We start from the raw sequence: 17,886 nt of genomic DNA on the forward strand, positions 1-17,886 counted from the left end.
GATCCCAACGAGAACCGCTGGTCGCATCGCTTACGCAGCAATTGGAGGATCGAACTTTGGTAAATGGCGCACGGGCAATGGCTGCAGGTAAGATCGCGCGCAAGATGGCGAGCGCTCTGACATCGGTTCTGAAGCGCCGCTCGGCGGTGAAGAAGGCAAGTAAGACGCGGGAGAAGAGCGCAAGCCAGGTCTCGCCGCCCCCAGGTCGCGAAACATAGCTGGTGCTCCGATGCCGATCTGGTTGACCGCCGGCCTTTGGGGGCTGCTTGGTGCCTCATCGCTGCTCCTGGGAGCAGCCGTCGCATTCGTCCTCAGAATGCCTCGGTACGTTACCGCGGGGATCATGTCGTTCGGTTGCGGCGTGCTGATCTCGGCCGTGGCCTACGACCTGTTGGAGGACGGGTATCAGGAAGGCGGGATCTGGCCGATCGTCGCCGGTGCCGTTGCGGGCTCCGCAATGTATGCCCTTGCCGATTGGGCGGTCTCTCGAGCAGGCGCGCATTCACGTAAACGGTCCGGGGACCAGCAGGCGAACGCCGGCCAAGGCGGAGGGTTGGCGATCGCAATCGGGTCGCTCCTCGACGGGGTTCCGGAAAGCGTGGTTCTGGGGCTCGGGCTGTTGAGCGGGAAAGGCATCAGCCTCGCTATGCTGGCAGCTATCTTCCTGTCCAATTTCCCGGAAGGACTGTCCAGTGCGCTCGGCATGCGAACCGCGGGTCGCTCCCGGCTCTACATCTTTGGCCTTTGGGCAACGATCGCCGTCCTCTCCGGGCTTGCTGCTTCCGCGGGAGCGGCTTTCCTTGGCGGAGCTTCCCCTCAGGTCGTTGCTGCCGTGAGTGCCGTCGCTGCGGGCGCTCTCCTGACGATGGTGGTGAACACCATGGTGCCCGAAGCGGTCGAAGGCGAACAGAAGCTGGCCGGCTTGCTCGTTGTCGTCGGCCTCCTCGTCGCCTTTGCGCTCTCTAACTTAGGAGAGACTTAGAACGCCGGGCCGTGCGATGCAGAAGCAAGGCTGTTGTCGGACGGGCCCTGCGGGTCGCTCGCGACGTGAAGGGGAAAGCCTGGACTTCACCCTCTCCAGGACGACAAGCGACGATCGATTGGCGTCCTGAAGCGCCTCGAAATCGACTGAGAATGACACCCTGAATCGCGGAACGGGTGGTACACAGGGGTGGTCATGAATCCTTGTTTTCCGCGGATTTTCACACAATCGCGGCGAAGGGGGAAGAGAGTCCCACTGACGCCGAGATTTTCCGCGCCAGACTACGATTTCTGCGAAAACATACCGGGCGCGCGTGTCAAATACCACGACAAGGCGCCGCTTCACCCTTTCTCGAACGCGACAAGTTCAGCGTTGAGCTGATCCTCTGCAAACGGCTTTTGCAGGATTTTGCAATTTCGCCATTCTTCCTCGATCCCTGCTCCGTAGCCTGTCGTGAACAAGAATGGGACGTCCCTGGTCTGCAGCATCTCGGCCAGACCATAGCTGAATTCGCCGGCGAGGTTGACGTCCAAGAGGGCTACATCGAATCCGCCAGCGTCGATCAAGCTCGTTGCTTGTGGGACATTAGTCGCCTTGGCAACGACTTCGTGGCCCAGTTCTTCGGCCATGTCTTCTATCATCATGGCAATTAAGCTTTCGTCTTCCACCACCAGCAGCCGCAGCGGCATGTCGATCTCCAAAGGTGCATCTCAGGCAAGATAGAAAGGTTTTGCCGACCATGACCTAGCCGGCGCCCCGCAGACGAACGATTTTGGGATCGTCGAACTCGGCAAATGCTTCGTGGAGCCGGCGCGCCAACTCTTCCTCCTGAAACGGCTTCCTTATCAGCCTCGCGTGATGGATCTCTTCAAGAGCCTTGAGGTCGGCATAGCCGGTCGCAAAAAGAGTCGGAAGATGCGGTCGGAGTCCATGTGCCTTCTTGGCAACCTCCACGCCGCTCATCGCCGGCATGGCGTAGTCCACTATCAGAGCGTCAAAATGCTCCGGCCCGGCAAGGATATCCAAGGCGGCGGCGCCGCTACCCACGCTGACAACGGAGTACCCCAGCTCTTCGAGCATCACGCCGACCACCTCGCGAACGGCGCTGTCGTCGTCGACCAGAAGGATTGTCTTGGCGGAGGCCCGGCCTGACGCGGTCTCGCTTTTCGGCGTCTGCCCAGGGGCCTGGGAGACATTGGCGGCGCGAGGAAGATAGACGCTAACGCTGGTACCTTCCCCTGTAGCCGTCCTGATCTTCACGCCACCGCCGGACTGCTTGGCGAACCCGAATACTTGCGGCAATCCAAGGCCTGAACCTTTTCCGACCTCCTTTGTGGTGAAAAACGGCTCGAACACATGGTCGAGAACATGTGGAGGAATGCCGGTACCGGTGTCGCTCACCGTCAGGACCACGTAATCACCCGGAGGCGGGTCGGCCGGCCTGGCCGGCGGTTCTTTGACGACCGCCTGACTGGTTTCGACGGTCAGCGCGCCGCCGATCTCCATTGCGTCCCGCGCGTTGATGGCCAGATTGAGAATGATCAATTCGATCTGGGTCGGGTCAACGAGTGCTGGGGCTAGGTCGCTCTTCAACACGGTTTCGATCCGGATTGAGCCTTTCATCGTGCTCTGCAGAAGCTCGCTCATCCCGGTCACGGTTTCATTCAGGTCGACGGGCTTTGGCTCGAGCTTCTGGCGCCGCGAGAACGCCAGCAACTGGGCGGTAAGTGTGGCTCCTCGCTCAGCCGCGGTCCGCATGTATTGGAGGCGCGATCGGACGTCCTGCTCGCGCTCCGGCTTGTCGAACCGCTTCTCCACGAAAGCAATGTTGCCCAGGATGACCGTAAGAAGGTTGTTGAAATCGTGAGCGACCCCGGCGGTGAGCTGTCCGACGGCCTCGAGCCGCTGCATCTGCCGGAGGGTCTGTTCGACGCGCTCCCGCTCTTCGATCTGCCGGGCGAGTTCGGCGTTGCGTTCAGCCAGCGCGGTCGCTGCCGCTCTTTCGGCGGTGCAGTCGCGTCCAACGAGATAGATGGCTTCCTCATCCGGCGCCGCATTCCAGGTGACCCACCGCCATTCGCCGTTCGCATGGCGGATACGGCTTTCGAAGCGACCGACGGTGCGATCGCGGATCGTATCGGCAAGCTGTCGCTTCACCTCGGTGCGCTCTTCGGGGGGCAGCAACAGATCGAACATGCTCTCCGTAAGGGTGCCTTCGGCGTACCCGAGCATTGTGCTCCAAGCCGGGTTGAGGCGCCGCAATCGTCCCTCCCGTCCGATCACGGCGAACAGGTCTGGACTGAGCCGCCAAAGGCTGTCTCGCTCCGCGGTTCGTTCCGCGACGCGACGTTCCAGGTCGGTCGTGAGGTCTTCCAGATCCTTCTTCGCTCTGCGTTCCTCGGTGATGTCGCGCACGACCCCGACAAAGCGTTTGAATTCCTTCTCTTCGAACAATGCCTGACCGCGGGCGGCTACCCAACGCTCGCTGCCGGCGTCCGAGAAGATACGATATTCCGCACCGAACGTGCCATCGTGTTCGCGAGACCACTTCGTCGCCTGGCGGACAGCCTGATGAAGTCGGTCGCGGTCGTCCGGATGACAGGCGGCAAGATAGTCTCGATAACCCGGCGATTTCTGGACCGGCCAGCCGAGCATCGCCTTCGCGCTGGCGTCCCACTTGAGCTCTCTCGTCGCCGGATCATAGTCCCACAGGCCGAGCTTGGCCGCTTCCATCGCCAGACGCGCGCTGACTTCGCTGCGGGCCAAAGCATCTTGGATCTTCTTGGCCGATGCGCGCTGGCGGGCTTGTTCGAGCGCACGCTCTACCGCTGTCGACAGCCGTGTGAGATTCCGCTTCACCACGTAATCAGTGGCGCCCCGCTTGAGCGCGTTTGTGGCAAATTCCTCGCCAACGACTCCCGATACGAAGATGAAGGGAAGATCGGGCTGCAGAACCGTGGAGATGTTCAGTGCCGAGAGGCCGTCGAAATCGGGCAATGAATAGTCCGCCAGCACGATGTCATGGCCGCCGCCTTCCAAAGCCGCGACGAAATCCCGTCTGTTGTAGACGCGGTCGAGTGTGAAGCCCAATTGGGCCTTCGATAGATGCGCCGCCAGCAGTTCGGCATCGATCTCACTGTCTTCAAGCAGCAGAATGCGGATAGGCTCTTGCTTCATCATTGGGCCTCGTTGGTGAAGGGGCGGGGAGGCGGCTCGTTCAGCACGGCCCAAAACATTCCGAGATCCTGGATGGCTTCGAAGAAGGCGTTGAAGTCCACGGGCTTCACGACAAAGGCGTTGACGCCCAGTTCGTAGCTCTTCACCAGATCGCGCTCCTCTCTCGAGGAGGTCAGCATCACGACGGGGATCTGGCGCTGGTGGCGGTCATTCTTGACCTTTTCGAGAACCTGCAGCCCGTCGATTTTGGGAAGCTTTAGATCGAGCAGCACAACGGCCGGATCGCCGGGCGGCCTGCCTTCGAAGCTGCCTCTCGCGGCCAGGTAATCGAGCGCTTCGGCTCCGTCGCGAGCAATGACGATCTCGTTAGCCAACTGGCACTTCGCAAGCGCCGCCAGCGTCAGCTCGAGGTCTCGCGGGTTGTCTTCAACAAGCAGAATCGGTCTGAGGTCCGGCAACTAAGAGCTCCTCTTCTTCAAATCTTTGGGGCGCGGCAAGGTGAAAGTGAGGGAGGCGCCGGCCCCTACCTTGCCTTCGGCGCTAATTGAGCCGCCGTGGCGGTCGACGATGCGCTTGGCCAAGGCCAATCCGATGCCAGTCCCCTCGAATTCCTCGGCCCTATGAAGGCGCTGAAAGACGCCAAAAAGCTTGTCGACGTACTTCATCTCGAAGCCGACGCCGTTGTCAGCGACGATATAAGTCGTGCTGTTCGCGTCTTCGTGGCCTGAGATGGTGATGATGGCCGGGTCCCGCGGCGCCGTATACTTGATGGCGTTGTGAAGCAGGTTCTGAAGCACCTGACGAAGCATGGCGGGGTCGCCATAGCCTATTGGAAGCGCCCCTACCTGCCATTCGATGTTTCGCCCCTCGGTCTCCGTCCGCAACGAATGCCTCAATTCGTTGACAATCTTGGCGACATCGACGTTCGACTTGAGAAGCTGAGAGCGCCCGAGTTGGGAAAAATGCAAAAGGTCGTCGACGAGCCTTCCTGCCGAGATGGCGGCGCCCCTAATTGTTTCGATGTAGTGACGCGACTTTTGATCGAGCCCTTTCTCCTTGTCCGACAGAAGTTCTGCGAAACCGACGATGTGCCGGAAAGGGGCACGCAGATCGTGCGAAATCGAATAGGAAAACGACTCCAGCTCCTTGTTGGCGGCTTCCAGCCGGTCCGTGAGTTCAGCACGCTCCTCCGCAGCCTTCAGCACAAGAGTCTGAATCGACGCGCGGAAGCCGAGCGCGCTCTCCACTTCTGCCGAAGTCCACGGCTTCGACTGCTGACGGACAAGCTGTTTCCAAAGGTCGAAAGACTTGCGCGGATGAAGCCGGCCGGCCCCGCTCTCCATAGGCTTGTTGGGATCGCCTCCCCAAGCAACCGTCTTGACGACTTCGGGCCTGAACCAGATGATGTAATCGCCCCGGATCTGCGAGATGGAGACCGCCAGCACACCACTGGCTTTTTCGCTCAAGAACTCGCCGCCCGACCATATCGAAGCCAGCGAATTCGTTTCCAATACGTCGTGCCCGGCCTCGAAGAGCCACGTCGCCAGATCACGTATCTGGCGCTCGCTCGGCGTCTGACCGGTCGTCAGTATGCCGCCCTGCACGACAACTGCAGCGCCTTCCGCATCCACAAGCCGCAGCCATTCGTGCGGATTGTTTACCAGCCCGCGCTGAAACGAAGTCGCGACCGAAAGCTTGCTGAGCAGCGACGTCTCCACGCTCTTCAGCTCAAGGCGTTCCGCGGCACTGCTTGCCTTCAGGCGCGAGCCAATCTGCAGCGACACGACTTGAGCGAGGATGTCGCATGCGGTGCGGATCTGCGCGTTGACCATCCGAGAGGCGCGGCTATGCCCGGAGATGAGCCCCCACAACGCACCGTCGACGATGATTGACATCGACATCGACGACGCCGTCTCCATGTTGCGCATGTATTCGAGATGAACGGGCGAAACGCTGCGCAGCGCCACCTGCGACAGGTCAAGCGGCAGTCCGTTGAGGGGACTGATCGAGGGTTCGATCTCGACCGGATCGTAGCTGGCGTCAGGAATGAGCCGGATCCTGTTCAGGCGATAGAGCTCCCGCGCTTGAGCGGGAATATCGGATGCGGGAAATCGAAGGCCGAGGTAGGAAGGAAGAATTTTATTCGTGTCTTCGGCCAAAACCGTGCCGTCGCCGTTACCGTCGAAGCTGTAAAGGAGAACTCGATCAAAATGGGTGATTGCCCGCACCTCGCGGGCCACCTCCTCAGCGATGCTAATAATATCGTGGGCGCCGGATATGCGGTCCAGAAAGTCCCGCAACCGCGGGTAAAGACCATCCAGCGTCGACTCGCCTGGCCGCGGCGGTGGTTCGAATTCCAACAAGAGTCCTTGGGGGCTGCGGTGGGCGGTGAGCTGAAGCTGCTGCGATCCGACTGCAACCAGGTAGAAAAGCGTGTTTTCGCCTCCCGACAACCACCCACGGATTTCCTCGCAAAGCGTGGTCGCTTCCTCATAAGCAGAGAGCAACGCGTCATTGCGGACATCGAACCCAAGCAGTCGGCGAGCGTTCGCGCTCTGTTGCAATATCTTCAGGGTTTCAGGTTCGACCACCAAAAGCGCGCCGTGAGGCTGAATTGCTCCCGGGATCTTAATGGGCTCTGCGGCACACTCTTCAAGATAGCCGTCATCCAACTCGGTCACTGGGTGATGCCTTCTTGACTCAGAGCTTATGGCAAGCAAATGCCGGTGGTCAGTAGACTTTTCTGGGATGCGGATTTGCGCATAGGGAACGGAATGAACTTAACCCAAGTTCCGGCATTTTGTTCCATGATGCGAAGGCGGGGCGAGATTTGCTCGCTATGACAAGTGTTTACTGTGGACTCTGACCCTTCGCGTCTCGCGCTCCGAACGTCGAGGGCAAGAAGAAATACAGTCGTACTCGCAGGCGAAAAGGCGCTGAGGCCAACGTCGGCGCTTCGCCGAGCTTCTGATGGTGCTTGAGCTGTTGCGCGCCTGTTCATCGAGAGCACGACTAACGCCGGCTAATGCAACTTACAGACAATCCGGCGAGATGGTCCAAACCGCCGTATGCTTGATCTCGGCGTCTTCTAGATCGCGGGTCACCGGTACGCGATAGTCGGCGAGTCGGACAAGCTTTGCCTTCGGAAGGAAAGTGCGCCCGGGATCGCCGATCAAGATAGTCGCACCGGCGCGCGCATGGTCGGCCAGAAATGCAAAGGCACGCGTCGCGGTGTCCCCCTCATAGAAAATGTCGCCCGCGAGGATGGTCTGCCATCGGCCGTTTGGTTGAGTGTCGAGCACGTCCTCGCCGCACGACGTGAGGTGGACCAGGTTGACCTCCGCATTGAGTTCGGCCGCCGCGATCGCGAAGGGGTCGATATCAGACACTGTCACCCCGACCGCGCCGGCCTTCATCGCCGCGATGCCGACGAGTCCAGAGCCAGAAGCGATGTCGAGCACGTGCCGGTCCCGCACGGTAACGGGGTGATCGAGCACGTAGCGAGCCAGCGCTTGACCGCCCGCCCAGGCAAAGGCCCAGAAGGGCGGGGGGAGACCGGCCTCGTTCAGCTCGTCCTCGGTCTGCTGCCAGATCGGCACCGATTCATCGGCGAGGAAGACCGCGATTTCCGGCACCAGCGGCACCGACCGCAGCCGGGTGTTGGCGCGGATGAAGGATTGCGGGTCGGCAATGGTCGTGGCTGTCAAGGCGGGCCGTCGCTGTCTTGGTCCCGTGATAACTAGCATAAACCGTCTCCCGCCGCGAAGGCGGGCTTAGGGCGGCCGCTAATCCGACTTCGCGAAGTGTCTCCGCCCCTCGCGAGAATCTCCTGTGATCCGATCCTACGATCCTCGACCGCCTCGAAAATGGCTTGGATTGAACGTCCGAAGCGCTAAACAGGTGGTACACAGCGGTGGCCACAAAAACCAACCGGCCCTTTTAGGAATCCTTGTTTTTCGGCGGTTCTCGCGCCTCCGGCGCTCTGGGGAAGAGAGTCCCACTCTCTCCGCCACGTCAAATTACGTGACTAAAAATCCGCCAAGGGAAAGCAGCATCTTGGCCGAGTTTTCCCGGTCTGACGATTTAGGCCTGTTGAGCGGCGGATCTATGGGGCCTAGCCAAGTAATTGCAGCAATGATCAGCGTGCCGTAGTGCTCCTCTTCAGCGATGCAAACTGCTTTTTCAGGCGCGGCACTGCAAAGTCGGTGAAGGCGCGCACCTTTGGCACCGAGAGCCGGCCCTGCGGGCAGATCAAGTGCGCGGGCATTTGCGGATCCTCTTGGTCAGCCAGCACGATCTCAAGGTCGCCGCGTGCGAGGGGCTCCGCCACCTGGTACGAGTACATCCGCGCCACGCCGCGCCCCGCGACCGCGGAGGCTACTGCCGCATAGGTACTGTTGACGATGAGGCGAGGATTGAATTGGACGGTCCGCGGCGCTGACGACCCGGCCTGCGCTGCGAACGTCCAGGAATTGGGCAGATGCGCCATGGCTACGATCTGGTGCTTGGCGAGGTCACTTGGCTCGGCAATGCGTGGATGCTGCTTCAGATAGCGCGGCGCCGCCACGACGACACGGTTGATCTCGCCGACCCGCATGGCGATCATCGTCGAATCCACCAACGGACCGATGCGAAGCGCGACGTCGACGCCCTCCTCAACCAGATTGACCGGTCGGTCGAACAGCAAGAGTTTTGCCGACACGGCCGGATAGGCGTCCAGAAACGCATCTAGAATAGGGCGCAAGACCATCTCGCCTGACACGACGGGAGCCGTGATCGTTAGAATGCCGCGCGGCGCTGCGCGGGCTGCGGTTGCGATGTCCTCGGCCTCCTCGAGCTCGGTGAGGACGCGGCGGCAGACCTCGACATAGCGCTCGCCATCCTCGCTCAGCTTGATCGATCGCGTGGTCCGGTGCAGCAGCTCGGCGCCGACACGCTCCTCCAGGAAAGCGATTGCACGGCTCACCGCGGCCGGGGAGCGGCCGAGTTTGCGCCCTGCCGCAGCCAAGCTTCCTTCGTCCACCGCAAGGACGAACACCTTCATCGCATCCAGCCGATCCATGCCTTCCTGCCGCACCATCACATTCCGGCGGCAGGCTAGGCGTTCGCCGCCGTCGCGACAACCACCTCGAGGCGCGGCCCCGCATTCGTTCGCCTGGCGAAAGAGTGTCTGCCGGGCTGCGGATATTCGCAAGCAAGCCGCCGCAGCGTAGCTGAGGAGGCAAGCCAGCCGGCGCTGGCGGAGCTTTCAACCAGCAACAGGAGCCTCTCATGGGTATCGAGCAGAAGGTCGCCATCATCACCGGTGCGTCGCAGGGTATTGGCGCAGCCCTGGTCCAGGGTTTTCGCAATCGCAACTACCGCGTCGTGGCGACGGCGCGCTCCATCAAGCCATCCGACGACGATGACGTCCTCGCCGTTGCCGGCGACATCGCCGATCGTTCCACCGCCGAACGCGCCGTCTCGCAGGCGATCGCCCGCTTCGGTCGGGTCGACACGCTGGTCAACAACGCCGGCATCTTCGTAGCAAAGCCGTTCACGCAATACACGGCCGAGGACTATGCGGCGGTGACGGGAACGAACGTCACCGGCTTCTTCAACATCACGCAGCTCGCGATCGCGGAGATGGAGAAGCAGGGCTCGGGTCACATTGTCCAGATCACCACGACCTTGGTCGATCAGGCCAACTCGAATGTGCCGTCGGTGCTGGCTTCGCTGAGCAAGGGTGGGTTGAACGCCGCGACCAGGTCGCTTGCGATCGAGTATGCCAGGCGCGGCATCCGTGTGAATGCCGTTTCGCCCGGGATCATCAAGTCGCCGATGCATCCGGTCGCGACACATGCGCAGCTCGACGCGTTGCATCCGGTCGGCCACATGGGCGAGATGTCCGACATCGTCGATGCGGTGCTCTACCTCGAGGGTGCCTCCTTTGTCACCGGCGAGATCCTGCATGTCGACGGCGGCCAGAGCGCAGGCCACTGAACGCGGAGCGGGACCATGCCAATCGTCACCATTCAAGTGACCCGCGAGGGGACGACGCCTGGAGCGGCGTCGCTCACGGCGGAGGAAAAAGCCGCGTTGATCAAGGGATCGAGCGAGCTCTTACGCGACGTGCTCGGCAAGCCGCTCGACTCCACCTTCGTGGTGATCGAGGAGGTCGACACCGACAATTGGGGCTGGGGCGGCCTGCCCGTGCCGGAATTCCGCCGCCGCCGCACCGCTCGGACGGACTGATCCGTTGCAGGAGGGTGACATGACCGACGCAGACACGAAGCAGCACATCAAGTCCCGGCTGCCGCCGCGGCCGGGATCCGACTCACGATCAACCTGGCGATACGCCGTGGCGGGCCTGTCGGCATCGCTGGTCGGCCTCGGACTCGCCCGTTTCTCCTACACGCCGCTGATCCCGGCATTGATTGCGGCAAAATGGTTCAGCGCGTCGGATGTCGTCTATCTCGGCGCGGCGAACTTGGCCGGCTATCTCGCCGGCGCGCTTGCGGCACGAGCTCTCGCGGCCCGAGTCGGTGCGGTCCGCGCCCTGCGGGCGATGATGTTGCTTGCCACGCTCTCGTTTCTTGCGAGCGCAACGCCGCTGTCGTTTACGTGGTTCTTCGGGTGGCGCTTCCTGTCCGGCCTGACCGGCGGCATCATCATGGTGCTGACGGCTTCCGTCATCCTGCCGCACACCTCGGCCGCCCGGCGCGGCATCGTCGGCGGGGTGATTTTCGCCGGTGTTGGCCTGGGAGTGGCTGCGTCGGGCACGCTGGTGCCGTTGCTGCTGCAGCAGGGCTTGGAGCAGAGCTGGTACGGTCTTGGCCTGCTCTCGGCGCTCCTCACGCTCGCGAGCTGGTGGAACTGGCCGGCCGAAGCCAAACCTGCTGCTACGCCGTCGCATCAAGCGAAGCACCACCGCGGTTCGCTGTCTGCGCGCGCGCTGTTGCTCCAATACGGTCTCAATGCGGTAGCCCTGGTGCCGCACATGGTTTTCATTGTCGATTTCGTGGCGCGTGGCCTCGGCCAGGGCATTGCCGCGGGCTCCCGCTATTGGGTGCTGTACGGTCTCGGCGCAGTCGTCGGCCCACTCGTCACCGGTCAGCTCGGCGACCGTTCGGGGTTCGGACCCGCTCTCCGCGCCGCGTTCCTGATCGAGACGGCTGCGGTGCTGCTGCCCACTGTCAGCACGGCGCCGCTGTCCCTGATCGTATCGAGCGTGGTCCTCGGCGGCTTCACGCCCGGTATCGTGCCCCTGGTCCTAGGACGGGTCCATGAGCTAGTGCCCCACTCGCTCGAGCACCAGCGCGGGATGTGGAGCCACGCCACGACCAGCTTTGCCCTATTCCAGGCGGCTGCAGCGTACGGTTTCTCGTGGATCTACGCCCAGGCCGGAGGCGATTATCTGGTCCTGTTCGGACTTGGCGGCGCCGCTCTGATGCTTGCATTGGCGATCGATCTCGGCGTCTCGCTCATGACCCGAGAGAAGTAGTCACTGGAACTCGGCCCGGCATGGGTCTTCCGTTTCGGCCGCCAGACCCTCGCCTTGCCGCGGCGATCCTCGCACCCAGGGCCGCCTCGCAGAAGCTAACGAGCCATAACAACGCATAACGAGCAAATGGCGGCCGTCCGTAGCAATGTGTTCGCAGGACAGCGGCAATCCAATGCCGAATGTACAGCGAGGATCTGCCCCGTGCGGATCCGCGAAAGGCTTCGGCTCGAACGTGCCGATGACATGCAACACATTAGGAGATCAAGAGATGAACAACAACCAGATCGTCGATTCCAGCTTCACCGCCATCATCAATGCGCCGATCGACCGGATCGACATTCCCGATTGGTGCTTCAATCTCTCCGAGCACGAGTATCAGGGCTGCTCCCCGGCGCATATCGCCGCGGGCTTCACGACCACGCCCGATGGCAAGCGCATGTCCATCAATGTCGAGATCATCGGCGGGAGCCTCATGGTTCAGCATTACGTCGAGACGCTCGGCCGGAGAGATCATTTGATCCTCGACTCGACATCGGACGTCTTCACGCCGAACGGTCGAACCACGATCCACGTGACCTGGGAGTTGAGCGTCAAGGAGATCGAACCCGGCAAATGTGAGTTCACTAACAGGGTCAAAACGCATGCCACGGACGAGTTCATGACGTTCATTGGCAAGCAGGGCATTCCGCTCGAGCTGTTCCGAGCGCAGCGCCAGCCCTTCTCGATCTCTCACAATCAGAGCGAAACGCCGCTGTTTGCGGCCAGCATCGAGCGGGCAGCTCTGCAGAACAACCGATAGCCAACCGGCGGGCTCGAGAGGAGAGATCCATGACGCAATTGTCCTACGAGAAGGAAATCACCGCTCTGCTGGTGGTCGATCCCTACAATGACTTCATCTCTGAGGGGGGCAAGATCTGGCCCCGTATCAAGGCCGTGGCCGAAAGGAACGACTGCGTTCCGCACATGATCCAGGTGCTGCATGCGGCCCGCGACGCCGGCGTCCGTGTCTTTTATGCCATGCACCACCGCTACCGGCCCGGCGATTATGCCTCCTGGAGATACGTTGCGCCAATTCAAAGGAGAGCCTGGAACAACAGGAGCTTCGAATTCGGCACCTGGGGTGGAGAGTTTCGCGCAGAGTTCGTCCCGGCGCCCGGCGAGATCGTGGCAAGCGAGCACTGGTGTTCCAGCGGCTTCAGCAACACCGACCTCGACCTGCAGCTCAAGCGGCATGGCATCCAACGCTTGATCGTCATAGGGCTGGTCGCTCACACCTGTATAGAGGCGACCGTGCGCTTCGCTGCCGAGCTCGGATACGACGTGACGGTCGTCAAGGACGCAGTTGCCGATTATTCCGACGACATGATGCGGGCCGCGCTGGAGATCAACATCCCGAACTACGCCAGCGCGATCGTAACCACGCAGGAAATCGTCGAGGCGTTGTCGGCAATGAATTCCGCAGCGTCAGCCGCGTGACCTTCCCGTCGCGCGCCCCCCCGTTCTGAATCGTCTTTCCTGACTGGAAGCGAGAAACTCAATGGCTCGACAGATTACCATCGACAAGCTGTCTTCCGGCCTCTGGACGGCGACCTTCAATAACCCGCCCATCAATCTGGTAGATCCCGACACGATCGGCGAATTGCAGGACCTGCTTGCACAGCTCGAAAGCGATGCAGAGATAAAGGTCGTGGTGTTCCGAAGCGCGGACCCGGATTTCTTCCTGGCGCATTGGGATGTGCTCGCGGACAAGCGGACAGTCGCCGCCATGCCGCCGGGTCCCACGGGCATGCATCCATGGATCGATCTGCTCGTTCGGCTGTCACGTGCACCGGTTGCCTCCATCGCGGAGATTCGCGGGCGCGCCCGCGGGGCCGGAAGCGAGTTCGTGCTGGCCTGCGACATGCGCTTCGCCAGCCGCGAGCGTGCAATTCTCGGGCAATTCGAAGTGGGCCTCGGTGCGGTGCCGGGCGGCAATCCCATGGCGAGGTTGGCCGGCCTGATGGGGCGGGGGCGTGGGCTGGAGGTGATCTTGGGCGCGGACGACTTCTCGGCGGAGCTTGCCGAACGCTATGGTTATGTCAACAGAGCCTTGCCGGACGAGGAGCTCTCTACCTTTGTTGAATCCTTTGCGCGTCGTCTCGCCTCGTTCGAGAAGCACGCGATCGTAGGTGCCAAGGCCTTGATGGATCAGGTCACTTTGCCGGCCGATGCGGTCTTCCCTCCTTCGTTATCGGCGTTCTTTGCGTCAGTGGCTCACCCTGGCACCCGCAAACGAGCGGCATCTCTCCTCGAGCGAGGACTGCAGCGCCGATCCGAAACCGAGATGCGGCTCGGCCAAGCGGTTGCTGAAGCGAGCTCCTCGGAACGTGATTGATCTTCCCGATCGATCGACCGAGGACAGCTGGCCTTGCCATGCGCGGCACTGCCTTTTTCGATTTCGACGGGCTGTCGTATGGGCTCGTTGGTGCCGTTCGGTCGAACGCCGACAGGAAACAGCGTGAGCGTGCGACATCGGCGCTGATTGAGCTCGAGATAGGTAGCTCAAGCCGGCAGCCGATGCGCGCGGATCCGTTGTGTTTCGGTCCGGCCCTGCCTATACTTTGGCTCACCGAAATCGCAGTCGAGGTTACGCAGTGCCGCGCGCTCGCCGTATCCTTGGCGACAAGGCGCGCACCCGGAATGAACTCTCCCAAGAGCAGCACACAGCCGGAAGGAGCGACCGGCTCCCCTCACAGCAACACCGGGGCAGGTAGGGATTTCGATCAGGTCACGTTCGGCCCCTTTTCTCTTCGATCACGAATCCTCGAAAAGGACGGGTTGCCAGTCAAGCTTGGCAGCCGGGCAACTGACATCCTGCGCCTGCTCGTGGATCGCGCCGGCGAAGTCGTGCCGAAGAGTGACATCCTCGCATATGTGTGGGCTGGCCTCGCGGTAGAAGAGATCAGCCTGCGCGTGCACGTTGCCGAACTCCGGAAAGCCCTGGGCGATGGGAAGGAGGGAGCCCGCTATATCACCAATATTCCGAGCCGAGGGTATTGCTTCGTCGCGCCCGTGCGACGGGTCGAACGCAGTTCGCCGCCGGCGGAGATCCCGCAGATCCAGGCCGGGGCGATAGACCCGCCGTCCGCACTTCCATATCGCCTCGACCGAATGGTCGGACGAGAGGACGTTCTGGCCGAGCTCTCGGCACGTCTGCTGAGCGAGCGCTTCGTCACTCTGAGGGGACCGGGCGGCATTGGAAAGACAACCGTTGCCATCGCGATCGCACATAAGATGTGGGAGGAGTTCGAGAGCAAAGTCCACTTTCTCGATCTTGGTCCTCTGAAGGATGGAACGCTCGTTGCCACCACGGTGGCCGCCGCTCTTGGCCTCGTCGTTCATCACGCCGATCCAACCGAAAGCATCATCAACTTTCTTCGCAGACGTCGCCTGCTTCTCGTGCTTGATAGCTGCGAACATGTGATTGAAGATGTCGCACGTCTGGCAGAGACGATTCACCGCGAGGCATCCGGCATCACCATTCTTGCGACCAGTCGCGAGTCGCTATTGGTGCAGGGAGAGCACATTTACGAACTCGTTCCGCTACCAAGCCCCCCGCAGGGCGCTCGGCTCAACGCCGGTGAGGTGCTGAGCTATCCGGCCGCGCGTCTTTTCGCCGAACGTGCCGCTGCTGCCGGCCACCGCTTGGATATCACCGATCAGGATGCGGAGGTTCTTGCCGATATTTGCAGCAAGCTTGACGGCATTGCGCTGGCGATCGAACTCGCTGCCGCACGCGTTGGCGTTTACGGCTTGCGAGAGATAGCAACATTGCTCGATGGCCGGCTCAAGCTCGAATGGCGAGGCCGACGGACGGCGCCGCCGCGACAACAGACGCTCGGCGCCACGCTTGACTGGAGTTTCGGTCTGATTGGCGAGGCCGAGAGGCTGGTCCTTCAGCGTCTCGCCATCTTTGCCGGGCCCTTCACGTTGCAGGACGCGATTGCCGTCGTGGTGGAAGAGGGGGAGCCTGTCGACGGCGCTGTCGACGCACTGGAGCAACTCGTAGCCAAGTCCCTGTTGTCGACGCAGCCGAGCCGCTTGTCGCGAATCTTCCGCCTGCTCGACGCCACCCGCGCCTATGCGCTCCAGAAGCTCGGTGAGAGCGGCCAAGTCCAGGACGTCGCGCGGCGTCACGCCGAACACATTCACCGCTCCCTCGAAGCGGGCATGGCCGATTCTGGCTCTGCAGATCGGATGTTGCCTGCGCTTGGCCGCGGCAGCCTGTTGGCAGACGCCCGCGCCGCGCTTCAATGGAGCTACGCTCACGACGGCGGTGATGAGCTTCGTGTTCCGCTCGCAGGCAGTTGCGCACGTCTGTTCGTCGAGCTCAACCTGCTTAATGAGGCGCGCATCTGGTCTGAGCGCGCGCTTGCCGTTCTCGACGACCGCCACCGCGGAGGCAAGTGGGAGCTGGAGCTTCAAGCCACGCTCGGTCATGCCTTCATGTTCACGGAACGCAATAGCGAGCGAGCCGAGGCCGCACTTCGACGCGGACTCGAGATCGCGGCCGAGATCGGAGACGACGCCAACACATTCAGGCTGTTGGCGCGATTGAACATGTTCTATCGCCGGACAGGCGACTATCGGCATCTGCTGCCGGTGGCACTTGAGGCCGAGCGCGTCGCTCGTCTGATCGGTGATGCGGCGGGCATCGCCGGCGCAAAGGCCCTCATCGGGGTATCCCATCATCTCGTCGGCAACCAGGCCGAGGCGCAGCTTCATTTGGACGAAGGCGTCCGCAACGACGCGGCGCTACGCGGGGCGCAACCCGGCCATTTTGCCTATTCCAGAACACCGCAGATACCGCTTGCTCGCGTGTTGTGGCTGCGCGGCTTTCCCGATCGAGCCGTGGAATGTGCTCGTCCACTGACGGGCGCCGGCGCGCCTCGGGATGTCGTCATGCACTGTATCGCGCTCTGCTGGTCCGCCTCGCTGTACGGGTGGATTGGAGACTGGACCGCGGTCGAGGCGATGGCCGGTCGGCTCGAGGCGCATGCCGGCCTGCATGGGCTCGCGCCCTACCAGGCGGTCGCGGCCGGTTTCCGGGCGCAGACGATGATCGCCGGCGGGGATTTGCGCGGCGGTGTCGAGTTGCTGAGAATCGCACTTCCGCGCCTGCATGCTGATCGCTACGAGCTCTACGCGTCCGCATTCGTTGCGGACCTGTCTTGGGGATTGGCAGAACTCGGGCAACCGTCCGATGGACTTGGAATACTGAACGAAGCGATCGCGCGCATCGAGCTTGCTGGCGGCGCCTTCGACATGCCGGAGCTCTTGCGCGTCCGGGCGGAACTGGAGCTGCGCAATGAGGATCTTCATGCCGCAGAATCAAGTCTCCGGTCGTCGGCTGCGTTGGCTGACCAGCAGGGCGCGCTCTCCTGGCGATTGCGGACTGATATGTCGATGGTGCGTCTGAGGCGCGAGCAGGGAACGCTAAGTCACCTGGAGGAGCTTGCCTCGACTTATGCGAAGTTCTCGGAAGGGTTTGAGACGGCTGATCTGAAGGCCGCTCGGCTCATGCTCGATTCGTCGCTCGTCTGACCGGTTGAGGGTCAGTCGAACCGCAAATCCCAGAGATCGATGGATATCATCAGCGTATCGAGCATCGGGGTCAGGGTCGTCTCGTCACGTAGATAGGTGCGTCGTCTCGTCGGGATCTTGATGCCGTCGACGTCGACGGGGTTGAACACGTACTCGGCGACGGGAAAATTCCCTGCTATTTCGACTCGATAATCATGGCGGCGGATGAGCAGGTCGGGACCGAAGTAGAAGTCCTGCTCGATGCTGTGGCTTGCGATCGCCGGCGAGAAGGTCGCCCGCAGCCCCCGCCACACCTCACTTCCCTCAAGGCATGGCTCGATCTCGTGCACTTCCGAAGCTTTCTCGGAAAGCAGGAACGGCGTAGTGAGGCCGGTCCAGAGGGCGCAGCTTTCGAAGTAAATTCGGTGCAGCGGATCCCAATGCGTCCGCATATCGTGCCGCGCGAATGAGGTGCGCGGGTCCTTTCGCTCAGCGACGACACGTTCGTCGGCGGCAACAATGGCGACCCGCTCGGGGCTGAACTCGCTGTGCTGGCCGTTTCTTCCAAACGGCTCCATGAGAGCCTGCTCACGGTGAAGGTCAATCCGCACGGTTCGCTGCAGATGATCCTGTTCGACGCCTTTCAGGACCCAAACGTCGCCGCCCGCCGCGATTGTGGCGG

Annotated in this window: 15 protein-coding genes; 8 read left to right on the plus strand and 7 right to left on the minus strand. The window is 61.9% G+C overall.

The genetic code is table 11. The features are described 5' to 3' along the window. Window positions 1-229: 229 nt before the first annotated feature. Window positions 230-982, plus strand: a complete 753-nt coding sequence (locus IC50_RS09280) for a ZIP family metal transporter (protein WP_028141939.1) — start codon at window positions 230-232, stop codon at window positions 980-982. Window positions 983-1,323: 341 nt separating this feature from the next. Here IC50_RS09280 and IC50_RS09285 read toward each other — a convergent pair whose 3' ends face one another. The 6 genes from IC50_RS09285 to IC50_RS09310 form a co-directional block, all read right to left on the minus strand. Beyond that, window positions 1,324-1,671, minus strand: a complete 348-nt coding sequence (locus IC50_RS09285; RefSeq protein ID WP_028141938.1) for a response regulator — start codon at window positions 1,669-1,671, stop codon at window positions 1,324-1,326. A 55-nt stretch (window positions 1,672-1,726) separates the two neighbouring features. Beyond that, the gene (locus IC50_RS43030; RefSeq protein WP_035703257.1) at window positions 1,727-4,162 is read right to left on the minus strand and encodes a response regulator; all 2,436 of its coding nucleotides are present in this window, start codon (window positions 4,160-4,162) and stop codon (window positions 1,727-1,729) included. Next, complete coding sequence (locus IC50_RS09295) at window positions 4,159-4,617, minus strand: response regulator (RefSeq protein ID WP_028141937.1); 459 nt, start codon at window positions 4,615-4,617, stop codon at window positions 4,159-4,161. The genes IC50_RS43030 and IC50_RS09295 overlap by 4 nt, the downstream gene beginning before the upstream one ends. Continuing rightward, a complete protein-coding gene (locus tag IC50_RS09300; RefSeq protein ID WP_050990944.1) occupies window positions 4,618-6,840 on the minus strand; it encodes an ATP-binding protein in 2,223 nt (740 codons plus the stop codon). 351 nt (window positions 6,841-7,191) lie between these two features. Continuing rightward, complete coding sequence (locus IC50_RS09305) at window positions 7,192-7,866, minus strand: class I SAM-dependent methyltransferase (protein WP_035703259.1); 675 nt, start codon at window positions 7,864-7,866, stop codon at window positions 7,192-7,194. A 431-nt stretch (window positions 7,867-8,297) separates the two neighbouring features. Then, the gene (locus tag IC50_RS09310; protein ID WP_035703286.1) at window positions 8,298-9,221 is read right to left on the minus strand and encodes a LysR family transcriptional regulator; all 924 of its coding nucleotides are present in this window, start codon (window positions 9,219-9,221) and stop codon (window positions 8,298-8,300) included. Between the two features lie 209 nt (window positions 9,222-9,430). On the opposite strand from IC50_RS09310, the gene IC50_RS09315 reads away from it, so the two are divergent. The 7 genes from IC50_RS09315 to IC50_RS09345 all read left to right on the plus strand — a co-directional run bounded on the left by IC50_RS09315 (window position 9,431) and on the right by IC50_RS09345 (window position 17,225). Further along, window positions 9,431-10,141, plus strand: coding sequence for an SDR family NAD(P)-dependent oxidoreductase (locus tag IC50_RS09315; protein ID WP_035703262.1), 711 nt, complete (start codon window positions 9,431-9,433; stop codon window positions 10,139-10,141). Window positions 10,142-10,156: 15 nt separating this feature from the next. Next, window positions 10,157-10,393 (plus strand): tautomerase family protein, encoded by a 237-nt coding sequence (locus tag IC50_RS09320; protein WP_035703264.1) that lies wholly within the window; start codon window positions 10,157-10,159, stop codon window positions 10,391-10,393. Window positions 10,394-10,412: 19 nt separating this feature from the next. Then, complete coding sequence (locus tag IC50_RS09325) at window positions 10,413-11,642, plus strand: YbfB/YjiJ family MFS transporter (protein ID WP_035703288.1); 1,230 nt, start codon at window positions 10,413-10,415, stop codon at window positions 11,640-11,642. Between the two features lie 268 nt (window positions 11,643-11,910). Next, complete coding sequence (locus tag IC50_RS09330) at window positions 11,911-12,441, plus strand: hypothetical protein (RefSeq protein ID WP_035703267.1); 531 nt, start codon at window positions 11,911-11,913, stop codon at window positions 12,439-12,441. A gap of 29 nt (window positions 12,442-12,470) precedes the next feature. Continuing rightward, window positions 12,471-13,118: an isochorismatase family cysteine hydrolase gene (locus IC50_RS09335; protein WP_035703269.1), complete on the plus strand. Its 648-nt coding sequence runs from the start codon at window positions 12,471-12,473 to the stop codon at window positions 13,116-13,118. A 61-nt stretch (window positions 13,119-13,179) separates the two neighbouring features. Further along, window positions 13,180-14,016, plus strand: a complete 837-nt coding sequence (locus IC50_RS09340) for an enoyl-CoA hydratase/isomerase family protein (RefSeq protein ID WP_035703271.1) — start codon at window positions 13,180-13,182, stop codon at window positions 14,014-14,016. 38 nt (window positions 14,017-14,054) lie between these two features. Then, window positions 14,055-17,225, plus strand: coding sequence for an ATP-binding protein (locus tag IC50_RS09345; protein ID WP_244429560.1), 3,171 nt, complete (start codon window positions 14,055-14,057; stop codon window positions 17,223-17,225). Window positions 17,226-17,236: 11 nt separating this feature from the next. Here the strand turns inward: IC50_RS09345 and IC50_RS09350 are convergent. Next, window positions 17,237-17,886: hypothetical protein (locus tag IC50_RS09350; RefSeq protein WP_035703273.1), on the minus strand; the 650-nt coding region annotated here is incomplete at its 5' end.

This window comes from Bradyrhizobium genomosp. I (2014), from assembly GCF_000261685.1.
GTDB lineage: Bacteria > Pseudomonadota > Alphaproteobacteria > Rhizobiales > Xanthobacteraceae > Bradyrhizobium.

Excerpts from the sequence above, each read along its gene's own strand:
- IC50_RS09280 (WP_028141939.1), top strand. The coding sequence starts at position 230 with ATGCCGATCTGGTTGACCGCCGGCCTTTGGGGGCTGCTTGGTGCCTCA.
- IC50_RS09285 (WP_028141938.1), bottom strand. The coding sequence starts at position 1,671 with ATGCCGCTGCGGCTGCTGGTGGTGGAAGACGAAAGCTTAATTGCCATG.
- IC50_RS09310 (WP_035703286.1), bottom strand. The coding sequence starts at position 9,221 with ATGGATCGGCTGGATGCGATGAAGGTGTTCGTCCTTGCGGTGGACGAA.
- IC50_RS09340 (WP_035703271.1), top strand. The coding sequence starts at position 13,180 with ATGGCTCGACAGATTACCATCGACAAGCTGTCTTCCGGCCTCTGGACG.
- IC50_RS09315 (WP_035703262.1), top strand. The coding sequence starts at position 9,431 with ATGGGTATCGAGCAGAAGGTCGCCATCATCACCGGTGCGTCGCAGGGT.
- IC50_RS09325 (WP_035703288.1), top strand. The coding sequence starts at position 10,413 with ATGACCGACGCAGACACGAAGCAGCACATCAAGTCCCGGCTGCCGCCG.
- IC50_RS09335 (WP_035703269.1), top strand. The coding sequence starts at position 12,471 with ATGACGCAATTGTCCTACGAGAAGGAAATCACCGCTCTGCTGGTGGTC.
- IC50_RS09345 (WP_244429560.1), top strand. The coding sequence starts at position 14,055 with ATGCGCGGCACTGCCTTTTTCGATTTCGACGGGCTGTCGTATGGGCTC.
- IC50_RS43030 (WP_035703257.1), bottom strand. The coding sequence starts at position 4,162 with ATGATGAAGCAAGAGCCTATCCGCATTCTGCTGCTTGAAGACAGTGAG.
- IC50_RS09330 (WP_035703267.1), top strand. The coding sequence starts at position 11,911 with ATGAACAACAACCAGATCGTCGATTCCAGCTTCACCGCCATCATCAAT.
- IC50_RS09320 (WP_035703264.1), top strand. The coding sequence starts at position 10,157 with ATGCCAATCGTCACCATTCAAGTGACCCGCGAGGGGACGACGCCTGGA.